This window comes from Nonomuraea sp. NPDC003214, assembly GCF_053590035.1.
The window spans coordinates 45,295-69,512 of sequence record NZ_JBSFSX010000025.1 but is presented as its reverse complement, the minus strand read 5'-3'; the positions used below and the strand labels follow the sequence as shown (position 1 = coordinate 69,512).

The 24,218-nt window shown below is 70.2% G+C and carries 31 protein-coding genes and 1 tRNA gene; 10 read left to right on the top strand and 22 right to left on the bottom strand.

Annotated features, from left to right (window positions below; all coding sequences use genetic code 11):
• Positions 1–530 precede the first annotated feature (530 nt).
• From ACWDXC_RS42510 to ACWDXC_RS42465, 10 genes are all read right to left on the bottom strand, one after another.
• Positions 531–1,028, bottom strand: a complete 498-nt coding sequence (locus ACWDXC_RS42510; protein ID WP_449992326.1) for a hypothetical protein — start codon at positions 1,026–1,028, stop codon at positions 531–533.
• Positions 1,025–1,504: a hypothetical protein gene (locus tag ACWDXC_RS42505; protein WP_449992328.1), complete on the bottom strand. Its 480-nt coding sequence runs from the start codon at positions 1,502–1,504 to the stop codon at positions 1,025–1,027. The genes ACWDXC_RS42510 and ACWDXC_RS42505 overlap by 4 nt, the downstream gene beginning before the upstream one ends.
• Positions 1,505–1,660: 156 nt before the next feature.
• Entirely contained in the window at positions 1,661–2,053 is a 393-nt protein-coding gene (gene rplL / locus ACWDXC_RS42500) for a 50S ribosomal protein L7/L12 (RefSeq protein ID WP_219508761.1), read from the bottom strand.
• 68 nt (positions 2,054–2,121) lie between these two features.
• A complete protein-coding gene (gene rplJ, locus ACWDXC_RS42495) occupies positions 2,122–2,646 on the bottom strand; it encodes a 50S ribosomal protein L10 (protein WP_138689471.1) in 525 nt (174 codons plus the stop codon).
• 244 nt (positions 2,647–2,890) lie between these two features.
• Positions 2,891–3,718: an LppX_LprAFG lipoprotein gene (locus tag ACWDXC_RS42490; protein ID WP_449992323.1), complete on the bottom strand. Its 828-nt coding sequence runs from the start codon at positions 3,716–3,718 to the stop codon at positions 2,891–2,893.
• Between the two features lie 183 nt (positions 3,719–3,901).
• The gene (gene rplA, locus ACWDXC_RS42485; protein ID WP_449992320.1) at positions 3,902–4,621 is read right to left on the bottom strand and encodes a 50S ribosomal protein L1; all 720 of its coding nucleotides are present in this window, start codon (positions 4,619–4,621) and stop codon (positions 3,902–3,904) included.
• A gap of 58 nt (positions 4,622–4,679) precedes the next feature.
• On the bottom strand, positions 4,680–5,111 hold the full coding sequence (gene rplK, locus ACWDXC_RS42480; protein ID WP_219508764.1) for a 50S ribosomal protein L11: 432 nt from the start codon (positions 5,109–5,111) through the stop codon (positions 4,680–4,682).
• 115 nt (positions 5,112–5,226) lie between these two features.
• Entirely contained in the window at positions 5,227–6,015 is a 789-nt protein-coding gene (gene nusG / locus ACWDXC_RS42475) for a transcription termination/antitermination protein NusG (protein WP_219508766.1), read from the bottom strand.
• A 65-nt stretch (positions 6,016–6,080) separates the two neighbouring features.
• Positions 6,081–6,320, bottom strand: a complete 240-nt coding sequence (gene secE, locus ACWDXC_RS42470) for a preprotein translocase subunit SecE (protein WP_219508767.1) — start codon at positions 6,318–6,320, stop codon at positions 6,081–6,083.
• Positions 6,321–6,397: 77 nt separating this feature from the next.
• Positions 6,398–6,470: transfer RNA gene (locus ACWDXC_RS42465), tRNA-Trp, on the bottom strand.
• Positions 6,471–6,627: 157 nt separating this feature from the next.
• On the opposite strand from ACWDXC_RS42465, the gene ACWDXC_RS42460 reads away from it, so the two are divergent.
• Both ACWDXC_RS42460 and ACWDXC_RS42455 read left to right on the top strand, forming a co-directional pair.
• On the top strand, positions 6,628–7,836 hold the full coding sequence (locus tag ACWDXC_RS42460; RefSeq protein ID WP_449992314.1) for a pyridoxal phosphate-dependent aminotransferase: 1,209 nt from the start codon (positions 6,628–6,630) through the stop codon (positions 7,834–7,836).
• A 40-nt stretch (positions 7,837–7,876) separates the two neighbouring features.
• Positions 7,877–8,896, top strand: a complete 1,020-nt coding sequence (locus ACWDXC_RS42455) for an adenosine deaminase (protein WP_449992311.1) — start codon at positions 7,877–7,879, stop codon at positions 8,894–8,896.
• Here ACWDXC_RS42455 and ACWDXC_RS42450 read toward each other — a convergent pair.
• Positions 8,885–9,430 (bottom strand): hypothetical protein, encoded by a 546-nt coding sequence (locus ACWDXC_RS42450; protein WP_449992308.1) that lies wholly within the window; start codon positions 9,428–9,430, stop codon positions 8,885–8,887. The genes ACWDXC_RS42455 and ACWDXC_RS42450 overlap by 12 nt on opposite strands.
• 337 nt (positions 9,431–9,767) lie before the next feature.
• On the bottom strand, positions 9,768–10,307 hold the full coding sequence (locus tag ACWDXC_RS42445) for an RNA polymerase sigma factor (protein WP_357593906.1): 540 nt from the start codon (positions 10,305–10,307) through the stop codon (positions 9,768–9,770).
• A gap of 114 nt (positions 10,308–10,421) precedes the next feature.
• Between ACWDXC_RS42445 and ACWDXC_RS42440 the strand changes: the two genes are divergently transcribed.
• Positions 10,422–11,132 (top strand): class I SAM-dependent methyltransferase, encoded by a 711-nt coding sequence (locus tag ACWDXC_RS42440; RefSeq protein WP_308125935.1) that lies wholly within the window; start codon positions 10,422–10,424, stop codon positions 11,130–11,132.
• Here the strand turns inward: ACWDXC_RS42440 and ACWDXC_RS42435 are convergent, their stop codons facing one another.
• The 5 genes from ACWDXC_RS42435 to ACWDXC_RS42415 all read right to left on the bottom strand — a co-directional run bounded on the left by ACWDXC_RS42435 (position 11,133) and on the right by ACWDXC_RS42415 (position 17,603).
• Positions 11,133–12,029 (bottom strand): carbohydrate ABC transporter permease, encoded by an 897-nt coding sequence (locus tag ACWDXC_RS42435; RefSeq protein WP_449992303.1) that lies wholly within the window; start codon positions 12,027–12,029, stop codon positions 11,133–11,135.
• Positions 12,026–12,910 carry a carbohydrate ABC transporter permease gene (locus ACWDXC_RS42430; protein WP_449992300.1) on the bottom strand — a complete coding sequence of 295 codons (885 nt, stop codon included), beginning with the start codon at positions 12,908–12,910 and terminating at the stop codon, positions 12,026–12,028. The genes ACWDXC_RS42435 and ACWDXC_RS42430 overlap by 4 nt, the downstream gene beginning before the upstream one ends.
• Positions 12,911–12,980: 70 nt before the next feature.
• On the bottom strand, positions 12,981–14,330 hold the full coding sequence (locus ACWDXC_RS42425; RefSeq protein ID WP_308125936.1) for an extracellular solute-binding protein: 1,350 nt from the start codon (positions 14,328–14,330) through the stop codon (positions 12,981–12,983).
• A gap of 105 nt (positions 14,331–14,435) precedes the next feature.
• Positions 14,436–16,298, bottom strand: coding sequence for an acyl-CoA dehydrogenase family protein (locus tag ACWDXC_RS42420; RefSeq protein WP_449992295.1), 1,863 nt, complete (start codon positions 16,296–16,298; stop codon positions 14,436–14,438).
• An 84-nt stretch (positions 16,299–16,382) separates the two neighbouring features.
• Positions 16,383–17,603 carry an APC family permease gene (locus ACWDXC_RS42415; protein WP_449992292.1) on the bottom strand — a complete coding sequence of 407 codons (1,221 nt, stop codon included), beginning with the start codon at positions 17,601–17,603 and terminating at the stop codon, positions 16,383–16,385.
• 80 nt (positions 17,604–17,683) lie between these two features.
• Here ACWDXC_RS42415 and ACWDXC_RS42410 point away from each other — a divergent pair, with 80 nt between their 5' ends.
• Positions 17,684–18,148, top strand: a complete 465-nt coding sequence (locus ACWDXC_RS42410) for an Lrp/AsnC family transcriptional regulator (protein ID WP_219508779.1) — start codon at positions 17,684–17,686, stop codon at positions 18,146–18,148.
• A 1-nt stretch (position 18,149) separates the two neighbouring features.
• Here the strand turns inward: ACWDXC_RS42410 and ACWDXC_RS42405 are convergent, their stop codons facing one another.
• Both ACWDXC_RS42405 and ACWDXC_RS42400 read right to left on the bottom strand, forming a co-directional pair.
• Positions 18,150–18,449, bottom strand: coding sequence for a transcriptional regulator (locus tag ACWDXC_RS42405; protein ID WP_449992288.1), 300 nt, complete (start codon positions 18,447–18,449; stop codon positions 18,150–18,152).
• Positions 18,430–18,873 (bottom strand): hypothetical protein, encoded by a 444-nt coding sequence (locus ACWDXC_RS42400; protein ID WP_449992285.1) that lies wholly within the window; start codon positions 18,871–18,873, stop codon positions 18,430–18,432. Before ACWDXC_RS42400 ends, ACWDXC_RS42405 begins: the two co-directional genes overlap by 20 nt.
• 219 nt (positions 18,874–19,092) lie before the next feature.
• Between ACWDXC_RS42400 and ACWDXC_RS42395 the strand changes: the two genes are divergently transcribed.
• The 6 genes from ACWDXC_RS42395 (at position 19,093) to ACWDXC_RS42370 (ending at position 21,526) form a co-directional block, all read left to right on the top strand.
• On the top strand, positions 19,093–19,227 hold the full coding sequence (locus ACWDXC_RS42395; RefSeq protein WP_281427171.1) for a hypothetical protein: 135 nt from the start codon (positions 19,093–19,095) through the stop codon (positions 19,225–19,227).
• 101 nt (positions 19,228–19,328) lie between these two features.
• Positions 19,329–19,724, top strand: coding sequence for a YbaB/EbfC family nucleoid-associated protein (locus tag ACWDXC_RS42390; protein WP_219508782.1), 396 nt, complete (start codon positions 19,329–19,331; stop codon positions 19,722–19,724).
• On the top strand, positions 19,724–20,110 hold the full coding sequence (locus ACWDXC_RS42385) for a YbaB/EbfC family nucleoid-associated protein (RefSeq protein ID WP_449992281.1): 387 nt from the start codon (positions 19,724–19,726) through the stop codon (positions 20,108–20,110). Before ACWDXC_RS42390 ends, ACWDXC_RS42385 begins: the two co-directional genes overlap by 1 nt.
• A gap of 71 nt (positions 20,111–20,181) precedes the next feature.
• On the top strand, positions 20,182–20,475 hold the full coding sequence (locus ACWDXC_RS42380) for a hypothetical protein (protein WP_449992279.1): 294 nt from the start codon (positions 20,182–20,184) through the stop codon (positions 20,473–20,475).
• Positions 20,466–21,311 carry a hypothetical protein gene (locus ACWDXC_RS42375; RefSeq protein WP_449992276.1) on the top strand — a complete coding sequence of 282 codons (846 nt, stop codon included), beginning with the start codon at positions 20,466–20,468 and terminating at the stop codon, positions 21,309–21,311. The genes ACWDXC_RS42380 and ACWDXC_RS42375 overlap by 10 nt, the downstream gene beginning before the upstream one ends.
• A gap of 2 nt (positions 21,312–21,313) precedes the next feature.
• Positions 21,314–21,526 (top strand): hypothetical protein, encoded by a 213-nt coding sequence (locus ACWDXC_RS42370; protein ID WP_449992274.1) that lies wholly within the window; start codon positions 21,314–21,316, stop codon positions 21,524–21,526.
• Between the two features lie 25 nt (positions 21,527–21,551).
• On the opposite strand, the gene ACWDXC_RS42365 is transcribed toward ACWDXC_RS42370, so the two are convergent.
• The 3 genes from ACWDXC_RS42365 to ACWDXC_RS42355 are packed head-to-tail and all read right to left on the bottom strand — an operon-like array spanning position 21,552 to position 24,218.
• Positions 21,552–22,697 (bottom strand): acetyl-CoA C-acetyltransferase, encoded by a 1,146-nt coding sequence (locus ACWDXC_RS42365; protein ID WP_219508789.1) that lies wholly within the window; start codon positions 22,695–22,697, stop codon positions 21,552–21,554.
• 57 nt (positions 22,698–22,754) lie between these two features.
• Positions 22,755–23,432, bottom strand: coding sequence for a hypothetical protein (locus ACWDXC_RS42360; RefSeq protein WP_219508790.1), 678 nt, complete (start codon positions 23,430–23,432; stop codon positions 22,755–22,757).
• Between the two features lie 24 nt (positions 23,433–23,456).
• Complete coding sequence (locus ACWDXC_RS42355) at positions 23,457–24,218, bottom strand: class F sortase (protein WP_449992272.1); 762 nt, start codon at positions 24,216–24,218, stop codon at positions 23,457–23,459.

Below are 24,218 nucleotides of genomic sequence, written 5' to 3'. Positions count from 1 at the left end.
AGAAGGTCAGGAACTTCGAGGGGCTCCTGGATGCGCGAAAAAGAGACGCGACGGGGACCGGCGGGTACGGCGGAGGCGTTGCGCGAGGCTGCCAACAGATGTCCTTCCGAGGGCTCGCGGCGGACTGACTACACGCACGCCAGACAACCTCGCAACGTGAGCAGCGGAGCGGGTCGTCAAAGGGCAGCGCAAAGGGGCAGTGTAGCCGAACGGCACACGCCTGTCCACTTCGCTCTCGCTGCATGCTCCACGTTGGTCGCAGCATCGCCCGTCCGAGCGTAAACGTCAAGCCCGTTAGGCCGACTTTTAGCCGACTTAGGGCCCGGACGCTGGGTTTTCTCCCCTGTGTGATCGGTCGCCTACCGCCAGGCCCAAGACGATACCCGCGAACGGGGGCGGTTAACGCTCCGTCACACCGGGGGTCGAACCCATGCCGACAACCGGTGTAGCAGTGACGGGGATACCCATCCCCAAGGCTTCGCCAAACCTGAATTTTGATAACAATTGAAGGTCGCGCCACGCCCGAGCCCTCAGGCGCTGCCGATCAGCGTCGACAGGTCGGCCACCAGCCAGCGGGAATCTTGCCACACCATGACGAACCTGGCGCGGTTCTGGCTGACCTGTTGCTGCGGCTCGGCCTTCCCGGTGATCGCCTTGACCGTACCCGTGTTCACGAACAGAAGAACCTCGACGCGCCCGGGTTCGGCCCGTTCGACCGCGGCGGCCACGACCGAGGCGGTCTGCACCGTCTTCTGGGCCTTCGCCTTGGCCACCAGCGTGCCCGACAGCTCCCGGTAGTATCGGGTCAGCGCGCCGGTCGTGTGCCGGCCGGCCCGCGCCAGGTCCTGCTCCACCGTGCGATAGTCGTAGGAGAGCAGATCAGGCGCGACGGCCCGGGCGGCGGCCATCGCCTCGGTCCCCGACCTCTCGCTGTCGTACAGCGCCTTGTAGTCGAGCAGCAGCATCGCGCACGCGACGCCGAGCGCGAGCGTCAGCACCGCCAGCAGCACGGTCGCGATCCGTCTCACACCTGCACCGCCTTCGACACCAGCCACACGCCGCCGGTCCTGGCCAGGTCCATCTCCCACCGGTAGAAGCGCTCCTGCGGCGCGTTGCGGGAGCCGTCCCAGCGGATCTGCACGTCGGCGACCACGAGCGCCTTGGCCGTGCGCGGGCCGATCGACACCAGCCCCGTGGCCCGCACGACGCCCTCCTGGACGACCTTGCCCGACTTCGTGGTGTCCTTGAGCTTGCCCGCCCCGGCCTCGTACTCGGCCCGCGCGGCGCCCGTCGAGGTGGCCAGGATGCGGGCCACGTCCGCGTCGATGGTGCGGTAGTCGAGCGAGAGCAGGTTGACCGCGTGGGTGCGGGCGGCCAGCAGCACCGCCTGCCGGTCGTCCCAGGCGGCCTGCGCGTCGCGGTCCTGGATGACGAGCCAGGTGGCGGCGGCGCCCAGCAGCGCCACCGCGGCGGCGAGCAGCCAGTTGAGGAGGCGGGCGGACATCGCAGCCACGTTCTGCCCCCTTCCGGACCGGTCGCCGGATCATAACCCGGCGCCTTCCCCCGGGTCTCTCAGACGGCCATACAGGCCCTTCTGGAGGCATGCGAAAGGGGCGGCACACCCGGCACCAGGGTGTGGCCGCCCCTTAGGCGAAACGAACTACTTGACGGTGACCGTGGCGCCGGCGCCCTCGAGGGCAGCCTTGGCCTTCTCCGCCTGCTCCTTGTTGACCTTGCCGTCGAAGACCGGCTTGGGAGCGCCGTCCACCAGGTCCTTGGCCTCCTTCAGGCCGAGGGACGTGAGGGCGCGGATCTCCTTGATGACCTGGATCTTCTTGTCGCCGGCGGCCTCGAGGATGACGTCGAACTCGTCCTGCTCCTCGACGGCGGCGGCCTCGCCACCGCCACCGGCGGCGGGGGCGGCGGCAACCGCGACGGGGGCGGCGGCCTTGACGTCGAAGACCTCCTCGAACTGCTTCACGAACTCGGAGAGCTCAAGAAGGGTCATCTCCTTGAACGCGTCGAGCAGCTCGTCGGTGCTGAGCTTCGCCATGATGTTTCCTCCGTTTACGACTTGCGAAATTTAGGAACGGGACCGCGGGTGTTGCGGCAATCCCCGTGTTACTCGCCCGCCTCTTCGCGCTTGGCGCGAAGGGCGTCGGCCAGCTGGGCCATGTTGGTCGGCAGCGCGGCGAACATCGCGGCAGCAGCGCTCTGCTTCGCCTTCAGGGCACCGGCCAGCTTCGCGAGGAGAACCTCGCGGGACTCCAGGTCGGCGAGCTTGGTGATCTCGGTGGCGTCCAGCGTCTTGCCGTCGAGGACGCCGCCCTTGATCACCAGAAGGGGATTGGCCTTGGCGAAGTCACGCAGACCCTTGGCCGCCTCGACAACGTCGCCGTTGACGAAGGCGATCGCGGTCGGACCGGCGAGCAGGCTGTCGAGGCCAGCGAGACCGGCCTCGTTGGCCGCGATCTTGGTCAGGGTGTTCTTCGCCACGGCGAACTTCGCATTCTCACCGAGAGAGGTGCGCAGCTCCTTGAGCTGGGCAACGGTGAGACCGCGGTACTCGGTCAGAACGGCGGCAGCGCTGCCTTCGAACTCGCTCTTGAGCTCGGCAACCGCTGTCGCCTTATCCGCCCTCGCCATGGGCCTCCTTCCAGATGTGCCGCCGGCGAAGGGAGTCAGAAATGAGAACAGCCCCGGGCGCAGGGCGCACACGGGGCTCACGCACATGGATCACTCCATGCGGGGAAACTCGCATTCACACCTGCGCGGGCCGTCCACGAAGTCGTGGATCCTTCGGTCGCCAGGCATTTGAGGCCTGACGACGACCGGCGGTCTTCGGCAACGACCAGAGTACGGCCTGGTCGCCGAGTTTCCAAATCGCTCTCTAGTTGGTCGTGCCCTTGGGCAGCTCACCCACCTGGTCGGCCGGGGGCGCCTGGATGTCGACGGGCTCGTTGAAGCCCTTGAACATCAGTGCGGCGTCCATCGTGCCGCCGTCCTTGGAGCCGCTCATCGTGAGCTTGCGGGGCAGCTCGTCGGCCGCCACCCAGATGTCGAACTTCACGTCCTTGAGCTCGGCGAGGCCCTTCCTGGCCTGCTCCTGCTCCTCGGCGGGCAGCTGCTGCACGGCGGCGTCCACCGGGAACGTGCCGCTGTAGTGGGTGGTGTCCTCGCCGCCGACGCTCTCGGTGCCGACGGACTTGACGTTCTGGGAGGCGGTGACCATCTTCGTCACGTTGGCGAGGTCGAACTGCTGGATCTGGCCCAGCAGCTGGTCGACCTGGCCCTGCTCGCCCATCTCGGCCAGCGGCACCTTGATCCACGGCTTGGTCGCGCCGAGCATCTTGTTGAGCGCCTCGACCTTCACGTACACCGTGTCGCCCTGCAGCACCGCCCGCGCGCCGCCCGGCAGGCCCTTGCCGCCGACGTCCGCGCTGTCGAGCGTGAGGTCCACGGCCAGCTCCGGCTTGCTCTGGTAGAGCATGCGGCCCTGCACCTTGCCGGCGCCCTGGTCGGGATGCGAGACGTTGACGACGGCGTCGACCGTGTAGGAACTGACGTCCGCCGTCCGCTGGGCGGCTTGCGCCAGCACCTCGGAGGCGGCCAGATTGACGTGGAGGGGCTGCGCGTTCGTTCCGCAACCGGCCACGGCGGCCGCGACGAGAGCGGCACCGGCCGCGGCGGTGGCGAGAGAAAACCTGCGCTTCAGCATGATTCGACCCTACGTGTCGGGAGTCTGCCCGTGGCGTCTTCCCGCGACATCTCCGGGAAAACCCAGGGGCGTCCCTGACCCGTACGCGCTGACCCGTACGCCCTGACCGTACGCGCTGGGCCCGTACATGCGAAAAGCGCGCCCGCCCCGGAGGGAGAGCGCGCTCTTCTACGCGGAGGAGGCTCAGGCCTCCAGCTCCGCGGTGAGGCCGCGGGTGGCGTTGGGGTCGACCGGGACGCCCGGGCCCATCGTCGTCGAGAAGGTGACCTTCTTGACGTAACGGCCCTTGGCGGCCGACGGCTTGAGACGCAGCACCTCGTCGAGGGCGGCGGCGTAGTTCTCGATGAGCTGAAGCTCGCCGAACGACGTCTTGCCGATGACGAAGTGCAGGTTGGCCTGCCGGTCGGTGCGGAACTCGATCTTGCCGCCCTTGATCTCCGTCACGGCCTTGGCGACGTCGGGGGTCACCGTGCCGGTCTTCGGGTTGGGCATGAGACCACGCGGGCCCAGGACGCGGCCCAGGCGGCCGACCTTGCCCATGAGGTCCGGCGTGGCGACCACGGCGTCGAACTCGTTGAGCCGGTTGCCCTTGGCGATCTCGTCGATCAGCTCGTCGGCGCCGATGATGTCGGCGCCCGCCTCGCGGGCCGCCTCGGCACGGTCACCGGTCGCGAAGACCAGGACCCGGGCGGTCTTACCGGTGCCGTGCGGAAGGTTGACCGTGCCGCGCACGATCTGGTCGGCCTTGCGAGGGTCGACGCCCAGCCGCAGCGCGACCTCGACGGTCGCGTCGAACTTGGTGGTGGACGTCTCCTTGGCCAGCTTGGCGGCCTCGGCGGGGCTGTAGAGCTTGTCGCGGTCGACCTTGGCCGCCGCGTCCTTGTGCGCCTTGCTGCGCTTCATCTCGGTCTCCTTGTGGTCTGCGGGCCGGCGTGCGGCCCTCCCACGGTCAGGGAAAGGGTCAGTCGGCGACAGTGATGCCCATCGACCGGGCGGTGCCGGCGATGATCTTCTCGGCCGCCTCGATGTCGTTGGCGTTGAGGTCGGGCATCTTCGTCTCGGCGATGCTGCGCAGCTGGTCGCGGCTGAGCTTGCCGACCTTGTCCTTGTGCGGGACCGCGCTGCCCTTGTCGAGGCCCAGAGCCTTCTTGATCAGCTCGGGCGCCGGCGGCGTCTTGGTGACGAAGGTGAAGCTGCGGTCTTCGAAGATGGTGATCTCGACGGGGATGATGTTGCCCCGCTGGGCCTCCGTGGCAGCGTTGTACTGCTTGACGAAGTCCATGATGTTGACGCCGTGCGGACCGAGGGCGGTACCGACCGGCGGGGCGGGCGTGGCCTGGCCAGCGGGAAGCTGAACCTTGACCAGCGCCGCGATCTTCTTCTTCGGAGGCATGTGTCCTTCTCCGGGTCCTGATTGCGATGCCGTCCGGACGCGGATGCGCCCGGACATGTCGGAGGCCGCCCTCGCGACAGGCGGCCGACCGAACGTCTAAGTGTAGGTGATCGTCCTAGATCTTCGAGACCTGGTTGAACGAGAGCTCCACCGGGGTCTCCCGGCCGAAGATCGACACGAGCACCTTGAGCTTCTGCGACTCGGGGCTGATCTCGCTCACCGAGGCGGGCAGCGTGGCGAACGGGCCGTCCATGACCGTGACCGACTCTCCGATCTCGAACTCGACCGTGGGGCCGGTGGCGGTCTTGGTCGTGGCCTTCTTGCTCTCCTCGGTGGGCTCCGGGGCGAGCAGCTTGGCGACCTCGTCGAGGCTGAGCGGACTGGGCTTGTTGGACAGGCCGACGAAGCCGGTGACGCCGGGGGTGTTGCGCACCGCGGCCCACGACTCGTCGGTCAGCTCCATGCGCACCAGCACGTAGCCCGGCAGCACGCGCTCCTTGACCGGGACCTTCTTGCCGCTCTTGAACTCCTGGACGGTGTGCGTCGGCACCTCGACCTGGTAGATGTAGTCCTCCATGTTGAGCGACACGTTGCGGCTCTCGATGTTGGACTTCACCCGGTTCTCGTAACCGGCATAGGAGTGGATCACGTACCACTCGCCGGGGAGCCCGCGCAGGCCGCGCTTGAACTCCTCGACCGGGTCGACGTCGGGCTGAGCGTCACCCTCGTCGTCGACGGCGGGAGACTCGTCGGCGGCCACGGGGGACTCCTCGGTCTCCTCGGCGGCCTCGTCGTCGCTCTCCGCGACGTCGTCGACGGTCTCCTCAGCGGCCTCGAAGGCCTCTTCCGGCTCGCGGTCCCGCTCGTCGCGGGAGTCGTCCGCCGGCACTGAAGACTCGGACACGGTGGCTCTTCCTCTTTCGTTGAATCGAACGGCGACTGCGTCAGGCGGGCACCGGCGGAGTCAGATCAGCCGAAGATTTCCAGGACGGCCCAGCCGAGGCCGGCGTCCAGCCCGTAAACGATCGCCACCATGATCGCAACGAATATCAGAACGATCGTCGTGTAGGTGACGAGCTCCTTGCGTGTCGGCCAGATGACCTTACGCAGCTCGCTGATGATCTGACGGTAGAAGAGGGCAGGAGAAGTGCGCTTCTTCTTCTCACCGCTAGGCTTGCCTGCGGTCTCGCCGCGCGTGTCGATCGCCACAGTCCTCACCTGAATCAGTCGTATCCAACGCAGTTTTGCGGCGCGCTGACACGCCTTCGTTGCGCGGACCGCACTCGCAGGGCACGAGGGACTCGAACCCCCAACCGCCGGTTTTGGAGACCGGTGCGCTACCAATTGCGCCAGTGCCCTATGTCGTCAACCACACTACCCTGATTGACTCACTGCCTGGACCGAACCGCACCCACCATGCGGCGGCACGACCTGGCGAAAAGTGTACGGGTGAATCTCCGTCACGTCGAACCATAAGCGATCGCCCAGGTCACGGGCGGCATGCGAGCATGGACACATGTCCACCAGACCCCGTGTGTCCGCACGGATCTCCGCGATTTCCGAGTCCGCGACTCTCGCCGTGGACGCCAAGGCCAAGGCGATGAAGGCCGCCGGCCGCCCGGTCATCGGCTTCGGCGCGGGCGAGCCCGACTTCCCGACGCCCGATTACATCGTCGAGGCCGCCGTGGAGGCCGCCCGCGACCCGCGCTTCCACAAGTACACCCCGGCCGGCGGCCTGCCCGAGCTGAAGCAGGCCATCGCCGACAAGACGCGCCGCGACTCCGGCTACGCGGCGGACGCCTCGCGGGTGCTGGTGACCAACGGCGGCAAGCAGGCCGTCTACCAGGCGTTCGCGACGCTGCTCGACCCGGGCGACGAGGTGCTCGTGGTCGCCCCCTACTGGACCACCTACCCTGAGGCGATCAAGCTCGCCGGGGGCGTCCAGGTCGACGTGGTGACCGACGAGACCACCGGCTACCTGGCGAGCGTCGAGCAGCTGGAGGCCGCCAGGACCGAGCGCACGAAGGTCCTGCTGTTCGTCTCGCCGTCCAACCCGACGGGCGCCGTCTACTCGCGCGAGCAGACCGAGGCGATCGGCCGCTGGGCGGCCGGGCACGGCCTGTGGGTGGTCACCGACGAGATCTACGAGCACCTGACGTACGGCGGCGCCGAGTTCACCAGCATCGCCACGGCCGTCCCCGAGCTGGGCGACCAGGTGGTCATCCTCAACGGCGTGGCCAAGACGTACGCGATGACGGGCTGGCGGGTCGGCTGGCTGATCGGCCCGCCCGACGTCGTCAAGGCGGCCGCCAACCTGCAGTCGCACGCCACCTCCAACGTCGCCAACGTGTCGCAGATGGCGGCGCTGGCGGCGGTCTCCGGCGACCTGTCGGCCGTGGCGCGGATGCGCGAGGCGTTCGACCGGCGCCGCCGGACGATGGTCCGGATGCTGAACGAGATCCCGGGCGTGTTCTGCCCTGAGCCGAAGGGGGCGTTCTACGCGTACCCGACGGTCAAGGAGCTGATCGGCAAGGAACTGCGCGGGCGGCGGCCCCGGACGTCGGCGGAGCTGGCCGAGCTGATCCTGGAAGAGGCCGAGGTCGCCGTGGTGCCCGGCGAGGCGTTCGGCACCCCCGGCTACTTCCGGCTGTCCTACGCGCTCGGCGACGACGATCTGGTCGAAGGCGTCAGCAGGCTGGGCAAGCTGCTGGCCGAGGCTCGCTGACCCGCCACCGGCCGGCGCCGGCCGGTGGCAAGATATGGCGATGGCACGGTCCCTGCAAACCCTTCCCAAGGCCCATCTCCACCTGCACTTCACCGGATCCATGCGGCACACCACGCTGCTGGAGCTGGCCAGGGAGCAGGGCCTGCACCTGCCCGACGCGCTGGAGCAGGACTGGCCGCCCCGACTGCGGGCGACCGACGAGCGCGGCTGGTTCCGCTTCCAACGCCTGTACGACATCGCCCGCTCGGTGCTCACCCGCACCGAGCACGTCTACCGGCTGCTGCGCGAGACGGCCGAGGACGAGGCCGCCGCCGGATCGCGGTGGCTGGAGATCCAGGTCGACCCGTCCGGCTACGCGCAGCGCTTCGGCGGGCTGACCGCCACCCTGGAGCTGGTGCTCGACGCCGCCGGCCAGGCCGCCCGGTCCGCGGGCGTCGGCGTCGCCGTGGTCGTCGCCGCCAACCGCACCCGCCACCCGCTCGACGCCAACACCCTCGCCCGGCTCGCCACGCAGTACGCCGGCCAGGGCGTCGTCGGGTTCGGGCTGTCCAACGACGAGCGACGCGCCCAGGCCCGCGACTTCGAACGCGCCTTCCGCATCGCCAAACGGGCCGACCTGCTGGCCGTCCCCCACGGCGGCGAACTGCTCGGGCCGCGCAGCGTGGCGCAGTGCGTCGACGACCTCGGCGCCGACCGGGTCGGCCACGGCGTGCGCGCCGCCGAGGACCCGTGGCTGATGCAGCGCCTGGCCGACCGGCAGATCTGCTGCGAGATCTGCCCCACCTCCAACGTCGGCCTCGGCGTCGCAGAGAGCGACGCGGACGTGCCGCTGCGGCGGCTGTTCGACGCCGGGGTGCCGATCGCGCTCGGGGCGGACGACCCGCTGCTGTTCGGAGCCCGGCTGCTGCGGCAGTACGAGCTCGCCCGCGACGTGCACGGCCTCAGCGACGCCGAGGTGGCCGAGCTGGCGCGCCAGTCGATCAGGTCGTCCGCCGCGCCCGAGTCCACGCGCAAGGAGCTGCTCAAGGAGATCGACGACTGGCTCGTGTCACCCGAGTGAACGGGCCAGCTCCACCGCCCGCTCCATCGAGCCCGCGCCTTCCAGCCTGTAGCCGGTGTCCCCCTCCTGCCACACCAGCGTGGCCGCCGCCTGGCGCAGCGGGATCTCCTCGCCGTCGTCACGCGTGAGGTGGCCCAGCGGGTGCTCGCCCGCCACCCACCAGCCGGTGACGCCGTTCACCTCGACGTGCTCGGGGAAGGGCGGGGCCAGCTTCTTGAAGAAGTACGGGTCCACGGTCCCGTCGATGCGGTCGAAGCGGATGCCGCCCGGCCAGAACATCGACACCACCCTGCCGTCGTCGGCCGTCGTCACCCGCTCGGGGGCGCCGAGAGCCCTGGGGTAGCCGGACCGCACGTCACCCGGAGGGACGGTGCGCTCGCCGGGCGGCATGGCCGTGGTCCGTACCGGCTCCGGGGGCTCGCTCCCCAGGCGCAGCTCGATCCCCGCCTGGCGCAGCACCGCCACCACGGCCTCCCGGCCCTGCGGCGTAGCCGCGCACACGGCCACCACGACCGCCACCACCGCGACGACCACCCACCTCCGCCGCCGCCTTCGCCCCCCACGAACAGAGCGCCCACCACCGGACGGAAAGCGCCCCGGCGTGGACAGCCGGCCCTCCTGAGGGGAGGGGGCCGCTGGCGGTGAATCTCTGCCGTCGGGAACGCGCCCCTCTGCGGGCGGGACGCTGCCGGAAGGGAGACCGCCCGCTGTGGACGGCTCGCCTTTCCGTGGGGAGGGGTCCGCCGGGGGTGCTTCGCCGGGGAGGGCGAGGCGGGCGCGGACGGTGGCGGCCACCTGGTCGGGGGGTGGGGACGGGATGGCGAGGGAGTCGCCGAGGGCGCGCAGTTCGGCCTCCAGGTCGCCGGGGTGTTCAGCCGAGGTCATCGCCCACCTCCCTCCTGAGCCGGGCCAGGCCGCGGTGGGTCCTGGACTTGACGGTGCCGATCGGCCAGCCGAGCACCTGGGCGGTCTCGGCCTCCGACAGCTGTAAGAAGTACCGGCACACGACGGCCCGGCGTTCCCGTTCGGGCAGGGCGCGGACGGCGTCCAGGAGCCGGGCCCGCCGGTCGGTGGCCACGGCGGCGCCTTCGGGGTCGTCGCCGCTGACCACGTCGGCCGTGGCGGCGAGCCGTACGGACAGCTCGGAGCGACGCCCGCGCGCCCGGGTCAGGTTGTGCGTCTCGTTGGCGACGATGCGCAGCAGCCAGGGCCGGAACGGTGAGCCGGGGCGGAAGGACGGCAGGTGCCGGTACGCCTTGACGAACGCCTCCTGGACGACGTCCTCGGCCTCGTCGCGGGCGCCGAGCAGGGCGGCGGTGCGGTGGGCGAGCGCGCTGTAGCGGGCGACCAGCGCCTCGTAGGCGGTCAGGTCGCCGCGCAGGGAGCGGGCGATGGCCTCGTCGTCGTCCATGGGGCAGTTCAGATTTCATCGCATGGGCGGCCCCGGGCGGAAGGGCACTAGACTCGGGCCATTCCGCGAGCCCCTTGAAGGAACGGGACTATGTCTTCTGGATATGACCGTGTAGTGCAACCGGCTGCCGGTGACGAGGCCCTGGAGAACCACCTGGGCGGCGACGAGGCGAAGAACTACCGGCAGTACGAGTTCGACATGGTCGCGCCGCACGTGGGCCGGTCGATGCTGGAGATCGGGTCCGGGCTGGGCCACTTCGCCGAGCAGTTCCTGCCTCGGCTCGACCGGCTGGTGGTCAGCGACTTCGACCCTTACTGCGTGGAGCAGCTCCGCAAGCGGTTCGCGGGCCGCGACGACATCGACGTGCTGCAGTTCGCGCTGCCGGACGAGGTGCCGATGGAGGACAAGGTCGACACGGTCGTCCTGATGAACGTGCTGGAGCACATCGAGGACGACGCGGAGGCGCTGCGGTCGCTGGCGCGGGTGACGCTGCCGGGCGGCCGGATCATCATCTGGGTGCCGGGTTACATGCAGCTGTACGGGGACTTCGACCGCAAGGTCGGTCACGTGCAGCGCTACACGCCCAAGACGCTGCGCGCGACCGTGGCGCGGGCCGGGCTCGACATCGACGTGCTCAAGCCGATCAACATGCTGGGCGGCATCGCCTGGTGGGCGGCGGTGCGCCGGGGTGGCGTCGGCTACCCGGACCCGCGGCTGGTCAAGATCTACGACCGCACGGTGGTGCCGGCCACCCGGCTGATCGAGCGGTTCATCCGCCCGCCGTTCGGCCAGACCGTGTTCTGCGTGGCCCGGGTGCCGCGCTAGTCACTTGATCGAGCCGGCCGTGAGGCCGCCGACGACCTTCCGCTCGATGAGCGCGAACAGGATGATGACGGGGATCGTGGCGATCACCGAGCCGGCGAACAGGTTCTGCCAGTCGACCTGATACTGGCCGATGAAGGAGTTCAGCGCCACGGTCAGCGGCTGCTTCTCGGGCGTGGTGGTGAGCGTGAGCGCCACCACGAACTCGTTCCAGGCGGCGATGAACGTGAAGATCAGCGCGGTGATGACGCCGGGCATGGCCAGCGGCAGCGTCACCCTGAACAGCGCGCCGAAGCGCCCGTTGCCGTCGAGGAACGCGGCCTCCTCCAGGTCGCGCGGGATCGAGGCGAAGTAGGCGTTGAGGATCCACACGGCGAAGGCCAGGTTGAAGCCGCCGTTGACCAGGATCAGCGACCAGACCGAGTCGACCAGCCCGAACTGGGAGAACTCCCGGTAGATGCCGACGAGCATGGCGGTGGGCTGGAACATCTGGGTGATCAGCACCAGGATGAGGAACATGGTGCGCCCGCGGAAGTTGTGCCGGGCCGTGTAGTAGGCGGCCGGCAGGGCCACCAGCAGCACCAGGACCGTGGATCCGGCCGCCACCTGGAGGGTGACGACGAGGTTGCCGGCCAGGCCGCTGCTCCAGAACGTGACCAGGTTCGACCATTCCCACTCGGTGGGCAGCAGCGTCGCGTCGCGCAGGGACTCCTGCGGGCGCAGCGAGGTCAGCACCATCACCACGTACGGGAACAGGAAGATGAAGGCGATCACGTACGCGGCCGCCGCGACCAGCGTCGTCTTGAGCCTGGGCATCGCGTGCCCGCCGCGCGGGGCGGTGCGGGCGTGGGAGCGCGGGCGCGCCGGGGGCGCCGGGGGCGCGGTCTTGACGGCCATCATGCCACCGCCCTGTTCCAGCGGGAGATCTTGAGGAAGACGGCGGTGATCACGAGCACCATTCCGAAGTTGACCACCGACATCGCGGCGGACTCGCCGATGTCGGAGCTCTTGAGGATGAACATGAAGATGGTCGAGGTGGCCGTCGAGTAGCCCGGCTGCCCGTGGGTCATCGCCCAGATGATCGGGAAGCTGTTGAAGACGTTCATCACGTTGATCAGCGCGGCGACGGTCAGCGCCGGCCGCAGCAGGGGCAGCGTGATCGACCAGTAGGTACGCAGCCGCGAGGCCCCGTCCATCTTGGCCGCCTCGTACACGTCGGACGGGATCGTGGCGAGCCCGGCCAGCAGCGCGTACGTGGTGAAGGGCACCGACACGAACACGGCGACGAACACCAGCCACGGCATCGCGGTGGCGGCCACGCCGAGCTGGTCGGCGTCGGCGCCGCCGAGCGCGTCGATGAGGCCGAGCTTCAGCCGGATCTGGTTGATCACGCCGACCTCGGGGTCGAGCATCCAGCGGAAGACGATCGCGGTCATCAGGACCGAGGCGGCCCACGGCGCGATGAGCGCCCACCGGGCCACCTTGCGGCCGGGGAAGCGCTGGTTGAACAGCTGGGCGAGGGCGAGCGAGATCAGCACGGTGAGCGCGACGACGGCCACGACCCAGATCACGCTGCGGACCATGATGTCCGCGAAGTCCTTCTCGGCGAACAGCTTGTCGTAGTTGTCGAAGCCGTTGTAGCCCCGGACGACGCCGACCCGGCTGATCTGCAGGAACGACGACCGGACCATCTCGATCACCGGCCAGATCACGACGACCGCGATCAGCAGCACGGCGGGCCCCACCCAGGCGAGGGGCTCCAGGGGGCGCAACCTTCTCATGACGAACCTTCCATGACGGTACGGCCAGCGTCCTGGACGGGGACGCCGGCCGTACGGACCCACTGATGGATCAGCTGGACTCGGCGGTCTTCTGCAGCTCGCCGAGGACCTTGGCGGGGTCGTCGGTGACGGCTCCGCCGATGGTCTGCTTGATCGCCGGGTTCAGGTCGGCCCACTTGGGGTCCTGGAAGGGGTAGAAGCTGGCGTTGGGCAGCGCGTCGAGGAACGGCTTGAGCTTCTCGTCGCCGGACAGCTTCTGGATGCCGCCGTTGGTGACGGGCAGCAGCTTGTAGGTGTCGCTGATCTTCTGCGCGGCGCTGCCGGTGTAGAAGAAGTCGAAGAACTTCTTGATCTCGGCGGCGTGGCCGTTCTTGTTGAACGCCATGATCCAGTCCATGACGCCGAGCGTGGTGTCGAGCGGGCCCGCCTTGCCGGGGATGGGCACGACGCCGTAGTCCTTCAGACCGGCCGCGTCGAAGATCGGGATGGACATGGGTCCGCCGTTGACCATGCCGACCTTGCCGGCGCCGAAGTCCTCCCAGACCGTCTTGCGGTCCTTGGTGCCGGGGTTGGGGGTGGTGAGGCCCTCGGCGACCATGCCCTTGAGGTAGGTGAAGGTCTCGACGTTCTGCGGGGAGTTGATCGCCCACTTGCCGGAGGCGTCCTTGTAGCCGCCGCCGTTGCCGAGCATCCACAGGAACGACTCGGCCTGGGCCTCCTCCTGGCCGAGCGGGAGGCCGAAGGGCTGGCTGACGCCGGCGTCCTTGAGCTTCTTGGCGGCGGCCTTGATCTCGTCCCAGGTCTTGGGCGGCTCGGCGATGCCGGCCTTGGAGAACAGCTCCTTGTTATAGAACAGGGCGCGGGCCGAGGACACGAACGGGATGCCGTACGCGGTGCCGTCGACCTTGCCGTAGTCGGCGAACTTCTGCAGCATGTCGCCGGAGACCTCGGGCGAGAGGACCTCGTCCACCTTGTAGAGGAGCTGGTCGGCGACGAAGCCGGAGTAGTCGCCGGTCTGCAGGATGTCGGGCACCTGACCGTTCTGGATCATGGTGGCGACCTGCTTGTCGATGTCGTTCCAGTTGATGACCTGGACGTCGACCTTGATGTTGGGGTTGGCGGCCTCGAACTCCTTGACCACGCCGTCCCAGAACGTCTGGCCGGAGTTGGGCTTGCCGGGGCCGTCGCCGTAGTCGGCCGCGACCATCTTCAGCGTCACCTGGCCACCGCCGGCCGCCTTGTCACCGCCTCCGGTCTCCGGCGTGCTGGAGCCGCAGCTGGACAGGACCAGCATGGTCGCCAGGCCGAGAGCGGCGCCGCCCACAAGTTTCATGTTCACCGTCAGTACCGCCTTCTCGTGGGACGGTGTCATGCTGGTCCGTACCAGCTTCAGGACGCCGTCCAGGGGTTGGGAAGCCACGTGTGCGCCAGAGTAAGCCCGGGTTCATCAACCGGTCTATACCGGTGGGTCTCGGTTTGAGAACACTCGGACCACGGGTTTCGCACAACCGGTCTAGACCACGCGTCAGAGGATCTTTCTCCGCACGCTCTTCCCGCCCTGGGGCGTCCCGATCCACGGCCCGTCGATCGACGGGTCCAGCACCCCCTCCTCCAGGAACGTGTAGCGCCCGTCGAGCACGTAGCCCGCCAGCCGCGTGTCGTGCCCGTCGCTGTTGTCCCACAGCCGGTCGAACAGCGCGTCCACCCGCAGTCTGGCCTGGCGGCAGAACGTGTCGGCCAGCTCGTACGGCCGGCGGCCCAGGTCGCGGGCGTCCTCCTCGGCCTTGACGCACACGGCCGTCATGGCGAACGTCTCCGCCCCGATGTCGACGATCCGGCCCAGGAACGACTGCTTGTGCTCCAGCTTGCCCTGCCAGCGCGACATGCCGTAGAAGGTGGCCCGGGCCAGCTTCCTGCTGGTCCGCTCCACGAAACGCAGGTGCGCGGCGAGCGGGCCGAAGCCGGCGAAGGCCGTGGGGAGCTGGCCCGCGCCGGTCACCAGCGACGGCAGCCAGCGGGCGTAGAACCGGCTCGCCCGCCTGAGCGCCTGGGCGCGTTCCTTGGGACCCGCCTCCGGGTTGATCAGCTCACCGGCGGCCGTCAGGTGGGCGTCGACCGCCTCCCGGGTGATGAGCAGGCGCATGATCTCCGAGGAGCCCTCGAAGATCCGGTTGATGCGGGAGTCGCGCAGCATCTGCTCGGCGGGCACGCCGCGCTCGCCGCGCGCCGCCAGCGACTCCGCCGTCTCGAAGCCGCGCCCGCCGCGTAGCTGGACCAGCTCGTCGAGCACCCGGTACGACAGCTCCGAGGCGTACAGCTTGGCCAGCGCCGCCTCGATCCTGATGTCGTTGCGCCGGTCGTCGGCCATCCTGGCGGTCAGCTCGCAGACCGCCTCCAGGGCGTAGGCGCTCGCCGCGATGAAGGCGATCTTGGTGGCGACGGCCTCGTGCTCGCCGATCTTGCGGCCCCACTGGACGCGGGCGTTGCCCCACTCCCGGGCGATCTTGACGGCCCATTTGGCGCTGCCCGCGCAGGTGGCCGGCAGCGACAGGCGGCCGGTGTTGAGCGTGGTGAGCGCGATCTTCAGGCCCTGGCCCTCCCGCCCGATCAGGTTCCGGGCCGGAACTCTGACCTGGGAGAACTCGGTCACGCCGTTCTCGATGCCGCGCAGGCCCATGAACGTGTTGCGCCGCTTGACCGTGATGCCCGGCGAGTCGCCCTCGACGACGAACGCGCTGATCTTCTCGCCGGTCCTGGCCATGACGACGAGCAGATCGGCGATCACCCCGTTGGTGGTCCACAGCTTGACGCCGTCGATGACGTAGTCGTCGCCGTCGCGGACCGCGGTGGTCGACAGGCGGGCGGGGTCGGAGCCGACGTCGGGCTCGGTCAGCAGGAACGCCGAGATCTCGCCCCGCGCGCACCTGGGCAGGAACTCCCGCTTCTGCTCCTCGGTGCCGAACTGCTTGAGCGGCTGCGGCACGCCGATCGACTGGTGCGCCGACAGCAGCGTGGCCAGCGCCGGGCTGTAGGACCCGACGAGCATGAGCGCCCGGCAGTAGTACAGGTACGGCAGGCCGAGCCCGCCGTAGTCCTCCCCGATCGTGATCCCGAACGCGCCGAGCCCGGCCAGCCCCTTGACCACCTCGTCCGGCACCAGCGCCGTCCGTTCGATCTGCGCCGGGTCCACGTGCGTCTCCAGGAAGCGGCGCAGCCGCCTGACGAACTCCTCGCCCCGCTTGGCGTCCTCGTCGGGCAGCGCCGGCACCGGGTGCACCAGATCCAGCCGGAGATCTCCGAGGAACAGCTGCTTGGCGAAGCTCGGCCGGGCCCATTCCCGCTCGCGGGCCTGCTCGCCCAGCTCCCTTGCCTTGGCGTACTCGCTCATGGCACCTCCCGCCGACGCTACGCCTGTCATGCGCTGGTGTGTACTGCCCCGGCGGGGGCGCTTTGCGCTCTCCGGTGGGAGATTTCACCGCGGCAGTGGCCGCCGCTCCCCCGCCTTCAGCGCGATCACGGCCACCCCGGCGAGCACGGCCGGCACCAGCAGGTAGGCGCCGCAGGCGGCGAGCGCGACCAGCGACAGCGCGCTCGCCGCCCGCGCGGTCGCCCGGTGCCTCCCGGCGGGCAGCACCCGCACGGCGGCCGTCACCCCGGCGAGCGTGACGGCGGCCAGGCACGCGGACGTGGCCCGCATCAGCAGGTCCAGGTCCACGACCCACACCAGCACCGGAACGGTGATCACGGCCAGCAGCCCGAGGCTGCGCAGCGGCGTGCCGCCCCCGGCGAACCAGCCCGGCAGCGCGCCGTCCCTGGCCAGGGCCACGCCGAGGCGGGCGGCCCCGGCGACGTAGGCGTTGATCGCGCCGAAGGTGAGCAGGACTGCGAGCACGCCGGTCAGCGGCCGGGCCGCCGGGCCGATGCCGGCCTCCAGCAGCGCGGCGAGCGGCGCCTGCGTGGTGGCCGCAGCCGGCCCGAGCACGCCGATCGTGGTCAGGCAGACGCCGAGGTAGAGCACGCTGATCACGGCCAGCGTGACGACCGTGGCCCGGAGCAGCCCGCCTCTGGCAGCGAACTCGGCCGACAGATGGCTGGCCGCCTCCCAGCCGACGAACGCGAACAGCAGCACCCCGGCCGCGCTCACCACCCCCGCGGCGCCGTACGGGGCGAAAGGGGTGAAGGCGGCGGCCTCGGCGTGCGGCGCGGCGGTGATCACGGCGACGGCCAGCAGCGCGACGAGCAGGCCGACGAGCACCACCTGCACCCGCCCGGAGGTCCGCAGCCCGGCGGCGTTGACCAGGAACGCGCCGCACAGCAGCACCGCGGCGGCGAGCGGCGCGGGCACGCCGGACGACGCGGCGACGTACTGGCCGCCGACCAGCGCACCGGCGACGATCCCGAGCGGGACCGACCCGTAGAACCACCAGCCGGCCACCGCCGCCGCCCGCCTGCCGAACGCCAGCCCGGTGAACGCCGCCACTCCCCCGCCGCCGGGATGGCGGCTGCCCAGCGCCGCGAACGTCAGCGCCACCGGCACGCTCAGCACGAGCAGCGCCGCCCACGCCAGCACCGACGCCGGTCCCGCTGCCGCCGCCGCGAGGTGCGGCAGCGCGAGCATCCCCGGCCCGAGCACCGCCCCCACGAGCAACGCCGTCCCCTGACCCACTCCCAGACTTGCCGTTTGCTCCGTCATGGGTCCAGAAAGTAGCCATCCGGACGGCGCTGATGCCCGCCAGCCGAACGGATGGCCGATCTGAGCGGCAGAATGCCGGCATGGATGAACTTGATTCGGCGATCGTCCGCCTTCTCCAAACGGATGCGCGGCAGTCCAACCGCGAGCTCGCCCGTCAGCTCGGCGTGGCCCCGTCGACCTGCCTGGAGCGGGTACGGGCGCTGACCCGGCGCGGCGTGATCCGGGGCTACCACGCCGACATCGACCCCGTGGCGCTCAACCGCGGGGTGCAGGCCATGGTGTCGATCCAGGTGCGGCCGCTCAGCCGGGCGGTCATCGACGCCTTCGTGCGGTCGGCCGGCGAGCTGCCGGAGGTGCTGAGCGTGTTCGTGCTGGCGGGCGGTGACGACTTCCTGCTGCACGTGGCCGTCCAGGACCTCGACCACCTGCACGCGTTCCTGCTGGACCGCCTCAGCAAGCGGCGTGAGATCGCCGGGTTCCGCACCTCGGTGATCTTCCAGCAGGTGCACAATGCGGTGCCGGAACGGCTGCCCGCGCCCGGGTGAGTCAGCTCTCAGGCCCGGTCAGCTCCGCGAGGGCGGCGATGCGGCGCAGCTCGGCCAGGTGACCGGCCAGGGCGGCCCGGCCCGAGGCCGTCAGGGAGAGCCACGTGGTGCGGCGGGCCTTGGCCAGGTCGAGGTAGCCGGCCGTCTGGAGCACCTTGGCGTGCTTGCTCAGCACGGAGTCGCTGATGCCGATGCTGTCGCGGACGACGGAGAACTCGGCCGACTCCACGGCGGCGAGCATCGCGCAGATCCGCAGCCGGATCGGCGCGTGGATGGTCTCGTCAAAGGCCGGCTGGGTCATGACCGTCCCGCAGCTCGCTGCGCAGCGCCCGGTCGGACCGGCGGCCGGCGACCACGGCGATCGCGGCCACGGCCACGCCCGCCACCGCGACCGCGCCCTTCACGCCGCCGCCCCACTCCAGTGCCATCGCCCCGGCCGTCAGCGCCAGCGCTGCCAGGCTCCAGGTCACGACCGCCGGGGTGGCGCGCGGGGCGCGCGGCGCGATCCCGGTCACGCGCTTCAGCGCCATCATGAGGCCGGCGGCGGCGACGGCCAGGAACGGGACCCCGTACGAGGCGAATCTGAAGCTGATGGAGACGTAGGCGAGCAGGATCGCGGCGGCCAGCCCGTAGTGATACCACCACGGGCTGACGAGGCGGTCGGCCACGCGGGCGCGGACCTCGGCGACGCCTTCCAGGGCGAGGCGGGCAGATTCACTTTCCATGATGGAAAGTCAAGCACACTCTTTCCATCATGGAAAGTCCGGAAATAATCGGTTGCGGCGCCGCCGTAGCGCCTCTTACCTTGGGGACATGCGCCTTTACCTGTGAAGCGCCCGGGCCGATCGGCCCCGGCCACTCAGCCCATCCGCCCATCAGACGCGGCTAGCTGAGCTCGCGTACCCGGCCACGGCCGCGTCGCCCTCACGTAAAGGAGCCCTTTCATGCGTGTTCGTTCCTCGGGTCAGCAGGCCTCGGGCAAGAAGAACGTCCCCGGCCACCCGCAGCCCCGGCCCATGCCGAAGCTGCCGCAGCGGCCGATCGCGCCGCCGCGGCGCATCCCGCCCAAGGGCCGCTAGATCGCATAGCGCCCAGGCTGCCCCGTCCCTCCGGCTGAGGGGCGGGGCATTCGCATGTCAAGATGTGGGGCCAACTTTCGACCAGACAAAGGGGATTTCGCATGCCAGACCCCCGGGAGGATCGCCTCTACCTGGACCAGGTCGTCGACCAGACGCGGTCGGCGATGCGGCACCTGCGCGAGGCCCAGCGTCAGATCGCCGCCGTCGAGGGGACCGGCGAGGCCGCGCAGGGCATGATCAGGGCCGTCGCCGACGGGCGCGGCACGCTGACCGGCGTCAAGATCGACCCGCGCGCCCTGCGGCTCGACGTGGCGCGGCTGGGCGCCGAGGTGACCGCCGCGGTCCAGGCCGCACAGGAGGAGGCCGCGCGCCGCACCGGCGACATCGTGGCGGACGCCGCCGGCCGGGCCGGGACGCTGCCCGAGCCGCTGGACGAGCGGTTCGTGCGCGACCGCGTGGAGTCCGCGGCCCGTGAGCTGTACACGGGAGGGCTGTGATGTTCGGCTTCGACCTCGACCCCGGCGACATCCGTCCCCAGGACGTGGACCGCGCCGACGAGCAGAACGCCCGAGTCCTGGAGCTGCTGGCCGAGGGCGAGGAGCGGCTCGGCGAGATCGTCGGCACGGGCGGCGGCGACCGGAGCCACGTACACGCCACAGCGGCGGCCGACGGGCGCGTGCTCAAGATCACGCTCGACGCGCGCGCGGTGCGCGAGGGCAGCCAGGCGCTCGCCGACGAGATCCTGCTGGCCGTGCGCCAGGCCCAGCAGGACGCCCAGCGGCAGGCCGACGACCTGCTGCGATCGGCGTTCGAGCAGGCGTTCCCCGGCCGGGCCGTCGACCCGGTCGCCGTACGTGAACGACTGGTGAACCTGCTCGACTGACAAGCGACATTACTCACACTGGTCACACTGGTCACAGGTGACCCATTAATGTCGGATTCATGACTACGGGGATGGAAGTCGCGAAGGGCGCGCTGCGGCAGCAGGCGGTCCGGGTGCGCGTCCACGGGGAAGAGTACGAGGCCGCGGTGGAGCGGCTGCGCGCCAGAACGGGCGGCTGGGGCGACAACGGGCTGTTCAGCGAGTTCGAGAAGGCCTGGGTGGAGTGCCGCCACACCATGCTGACCACCGTGCCGGCCCTGTCGGGGACGATCGGCGGCGTGGGTGCCGGCATGGCCCTGGTGCCCGACAACGTCGAGGCCGCCGAGCAGGCCAGCGCGCTGCCGGAGCTGGATCCATGGGCATAGTCCTGCCGCCCGAGCTGCACGGCGTGCTGGAGCTGGCCGGGCTGCCCTTCCCCAACATCGACGAGGACGAGGTCCGTCTCGACGCCGACGCGGCCCGCGTGGTGCAGGCACACGCCGCGCAGTCAGGCGCCGAGGCGGACGCCGCCGTGCTCGGCTCGGCCACCGTCTACCGGGGCGGCTCGGCCACCGAGCTGCAGAGTCTCTGGCAGGAGACCGGCAACAGCAACGGCCATCTCGCCCAGGCCGCCGCGGCCACCCGGATGGCGCCCGTCGCGCTGGACGGCATGGCCACGGTGGTGACCGCCACCAAGATCGCCGTGGGCACGGTCGCGGCGGTCGGCACCGTACGGCTGGCGATGGCCCTGCTGAGCGGCGGCCCGTTCGCCAGTCTCACCGCGACGGCGTCACTGCTCGCCACCAGGAGGGCGGGCATGAAGATCTACCGGGAGGCCGCCGAGGGCACCGGCCGGGTGCTGGCGCCCGGCCTGGCCCGCCGCGTCACCGACCCGATGCGCCGCATCCTGGACAACCTGCGCCGCCCCGGCGGTCCCGGCGGCCCGGCGCTGGCAGGCGCCGGACCCGGCCGGATGCCGCTGCGTCCGCAGGGCAACCTGATGGACCGCTCCCCCGGCATCCTCCAGCGCGGCGGACGCAAGGGCGGGCGCGGCCGTACCGAGAGCCAGGCCAACCTCAGCCCCGAGGAACAGGCGGCCGTCGACGCCAAGAACGCCGGCAAGAAGTTCGACAGCAAGCTGTTCAACAGCGCGAAGGCCAAGGAGCGCAAGGCCGAGAAGTTCTCCGGGGACCGCAACAAGCAGAAGAGAGGGAGAAAGTAGGGATGGCCGAGCTTCAGACGCGGCACTTCTCGCTGAACAACCCGGCGGGCGAGGAGCAGGGCGACGTGCCGATGCTGCTGCGCCGGCTGGCCGGCACCCTGGAGGAGATGGGGCCGATCGACATCCGCGACGTGGTCTTCCACAACGACATGGACGACGACGGCGAATCGTGGCCGTTCGTGACCGTCTACTACGACGAGGCCGCCCCGGCCTGACCTGGCCGGGGCGGCTGGGTTCGCGTCAGAGCCGCTCGATGATGGTGACGTTGGCCTGGCCGCCGCCCTCGCACATCGTCTGGAGGCCGTACCGGCCGCCGGTGCGCTCCAGCTCGTGCAGCAGCTTGGTCATCAGGATCGCGCCCGTGCCGCCCAGCGGGTGGCCCAGGGCGATGGCGCCGCCGTTCGGGTTGACCTTGGCCGGGTCGGCGCCCAGCTCCTTGATCCACGCGAGCGGCACCGGCGCGAACGCCTCGTTGATCTCCGTCACGTCGATGTCGTCGATCGACAGGCCCGACTTGGCCAGCGCCTTCTGCGTCGCAGGGATGGGCGCGGTCAGCATGTAGACCGGGTCGTCGCCCATGAGCGCGAGCTGGTGGATGCGGGCGCGCGGGGTGAGCCCGTGGTCCTTGACCGCCTGCTCGGAGGCGATCAGCAGCGCGCCGGAGCCGTCGGAGATCTGCGACGACGTGGCGGCGGTGATCTGGCCGCCCTCCTTGAGGGTCTTCAAGGTGGCCAGCTTCTCCAGCGTGGAGTCGGGGCGCGGGCCCTCGTCGTCCTCGACGCCGTTGATCGGCTCGATCTGGTCCTTGAAATAGCCGTTGGCGATGGCCTTGGCCGCCCGCTGGTGCGACTCGAACGCGAACCGCTCCAGCTCGTCGCGCTTGAGGCCCCACTTCTCGCACATCAGCTCCGCGCCGCGGAACTGCGAGATCTCCTGCTTGCCGTAACGCTCGACCCACTTGTCGCCGAACGGGAACGGCATGCCCTTCTCCAGCGCGGCCGTGATCGACGAGCCCATCGGCACGATGCTCATCGACTCGACGCCGGCCGCCACCACGAGGTCCTGGGTGCCCGACAGCACGCCCTGGGCCGCGAAGTGGATCGACTGCTGGGACGAGCCGCACTGCCGGTCGATCGTGACGCCGGCCGTGGTCTCCGGCAGCCCGGCCGACAGCCAGGCGTTGCGCGCGATGTCCATGCTCTGGGGGCCGAACTGCATGACGCACCCCATGATGACGTCCTCGACCGCCGCGGGGTCCACGCCGGTGCGGTCGATCAGCGCCTTCAGCGTGTGCGCCGCCAGGTCAGTGGGGTGGACGGTGGACAGGCCGCCCTTCTTCTTGCCGACCGGGGTGCGGACCGCCCCGACGATGTACGCCTCTGCCACAGTGCCTCCTGTAAACCGAGCAATATTCGGTTCTTAGGCAGAGGGTACAACAGAACGTCACTCGGTTTCTGCCCTCGCCGGGGGAAGCAGTTCCTCCGCCCGATCCACCCGGAACCGCCACCGGTCCACGACCAGGCCGTTCAGCGCCTCCGACAGCGACAACGCCAGCGTGCCCAGCTTGAGCCGGTCATCACCGCGCAACTCGATCGCCGTCAGCTCCGTGGCGAACGGCAGCAGCTCCTTCACCGCAGGCGGCTGCCCCTTCTGCGGCACCACCAGCGCCCGCACCCCGCCCGCCGAGAAGACGAACTCCTCCTCCTGCTCGACCTCGCCCTCCAGCAGCTCGATCAGCTCCTCCGCCGACGGCCGCACCGGCAGGATCACCGCCGGACCACCCGGAGCCGCTTCATCGGCCGGATCGTCCACCTCGCCCCGGCACACGGCCAGCCCGCCCAGCCGGAACGCCAGCCCCTCCGCCAGGAAACGGTCGAAGAAGTCGAACGGCAGCGGGCCCTCCGCCGCCACCCGGCACGCCCAGACCCGCTCCAGCTCCCCGCCGACCAGCTCCGGCTCCGCCTCCACCGGGGCATGCACCCGTACGTCCACCGCCACGATGTCGTCGCCGTCCTCGCGCGCCCCCGGATCGGCCAGCCGCACCAGCCTCAGCAACTCGGCGCGATCCGGCTTGGCGGGCAGAGCCGCCGTGGGGCCAGTTCGCAGTCTCCGCTTCGCCATCCAGCCCATTGCGCGCCTCCGCGATCAGCTTCGATAGGAGCTCGTCATCGTCGCGTAGACGATGACGTTGTCGGTGTAGTGACCCGTGCTGCGGTTGTAGACGCCGCCGCACGTGATGAGGTGGAGCTGGGCGTTCTCCTGCGGGCCGTACACGCGCTCGGAGGGGAACGTCTTCTTGCTCGCCTGCTCGATGCCGCCGACCGTGAACACCGCCGTGATGCCGTCCTGGCGCTTGATCTCGATCTGGTCGCCGTTGAGCAGCTCCGGCAACCGGTTGAAGACGGCCGCCCGCGTCCGCGTGTCCTTGTGCCCCAGCAGCACCGCCGGACCCGCCTCACCGGGGGTCGACATGTTGCGGTACCAGCCCGCCAGGTTGGGATTGTCGGCCGGCGGCACCTGGATCGTGCCGTCCTTGGCCAGGCCCACGGACTTGATCGGCGCGTTCACGCCCAGCTTCTTGATGATGATGCGCACCGGGGTCGACGGCAGCATCGCCGGAGCCGGCTTGATCTGCGGCAGCGGCGGCGGCGCGTCCGGCCCCGCCTGGAACAGCGCCTGCTCCGGCTGCCCCGACGCCTGGCCGTCCGGCAGCGCCGTCAGGCCCAGCGAATCACGCTGGCTCGCCAGGCCGTACTCCTCCGGCGAGCCCAGCACGATCAGCATCCCCGCCACCACCGTCACCACGCCCGCCACCGCGGCGAGCAGCAACGTCGTCCTCAGGACCCGGCTGCCGCCATCGTCCTGCGGAGGCTGCGGGCCGGCGCCATAGGGGTACTGGTTCGCCAC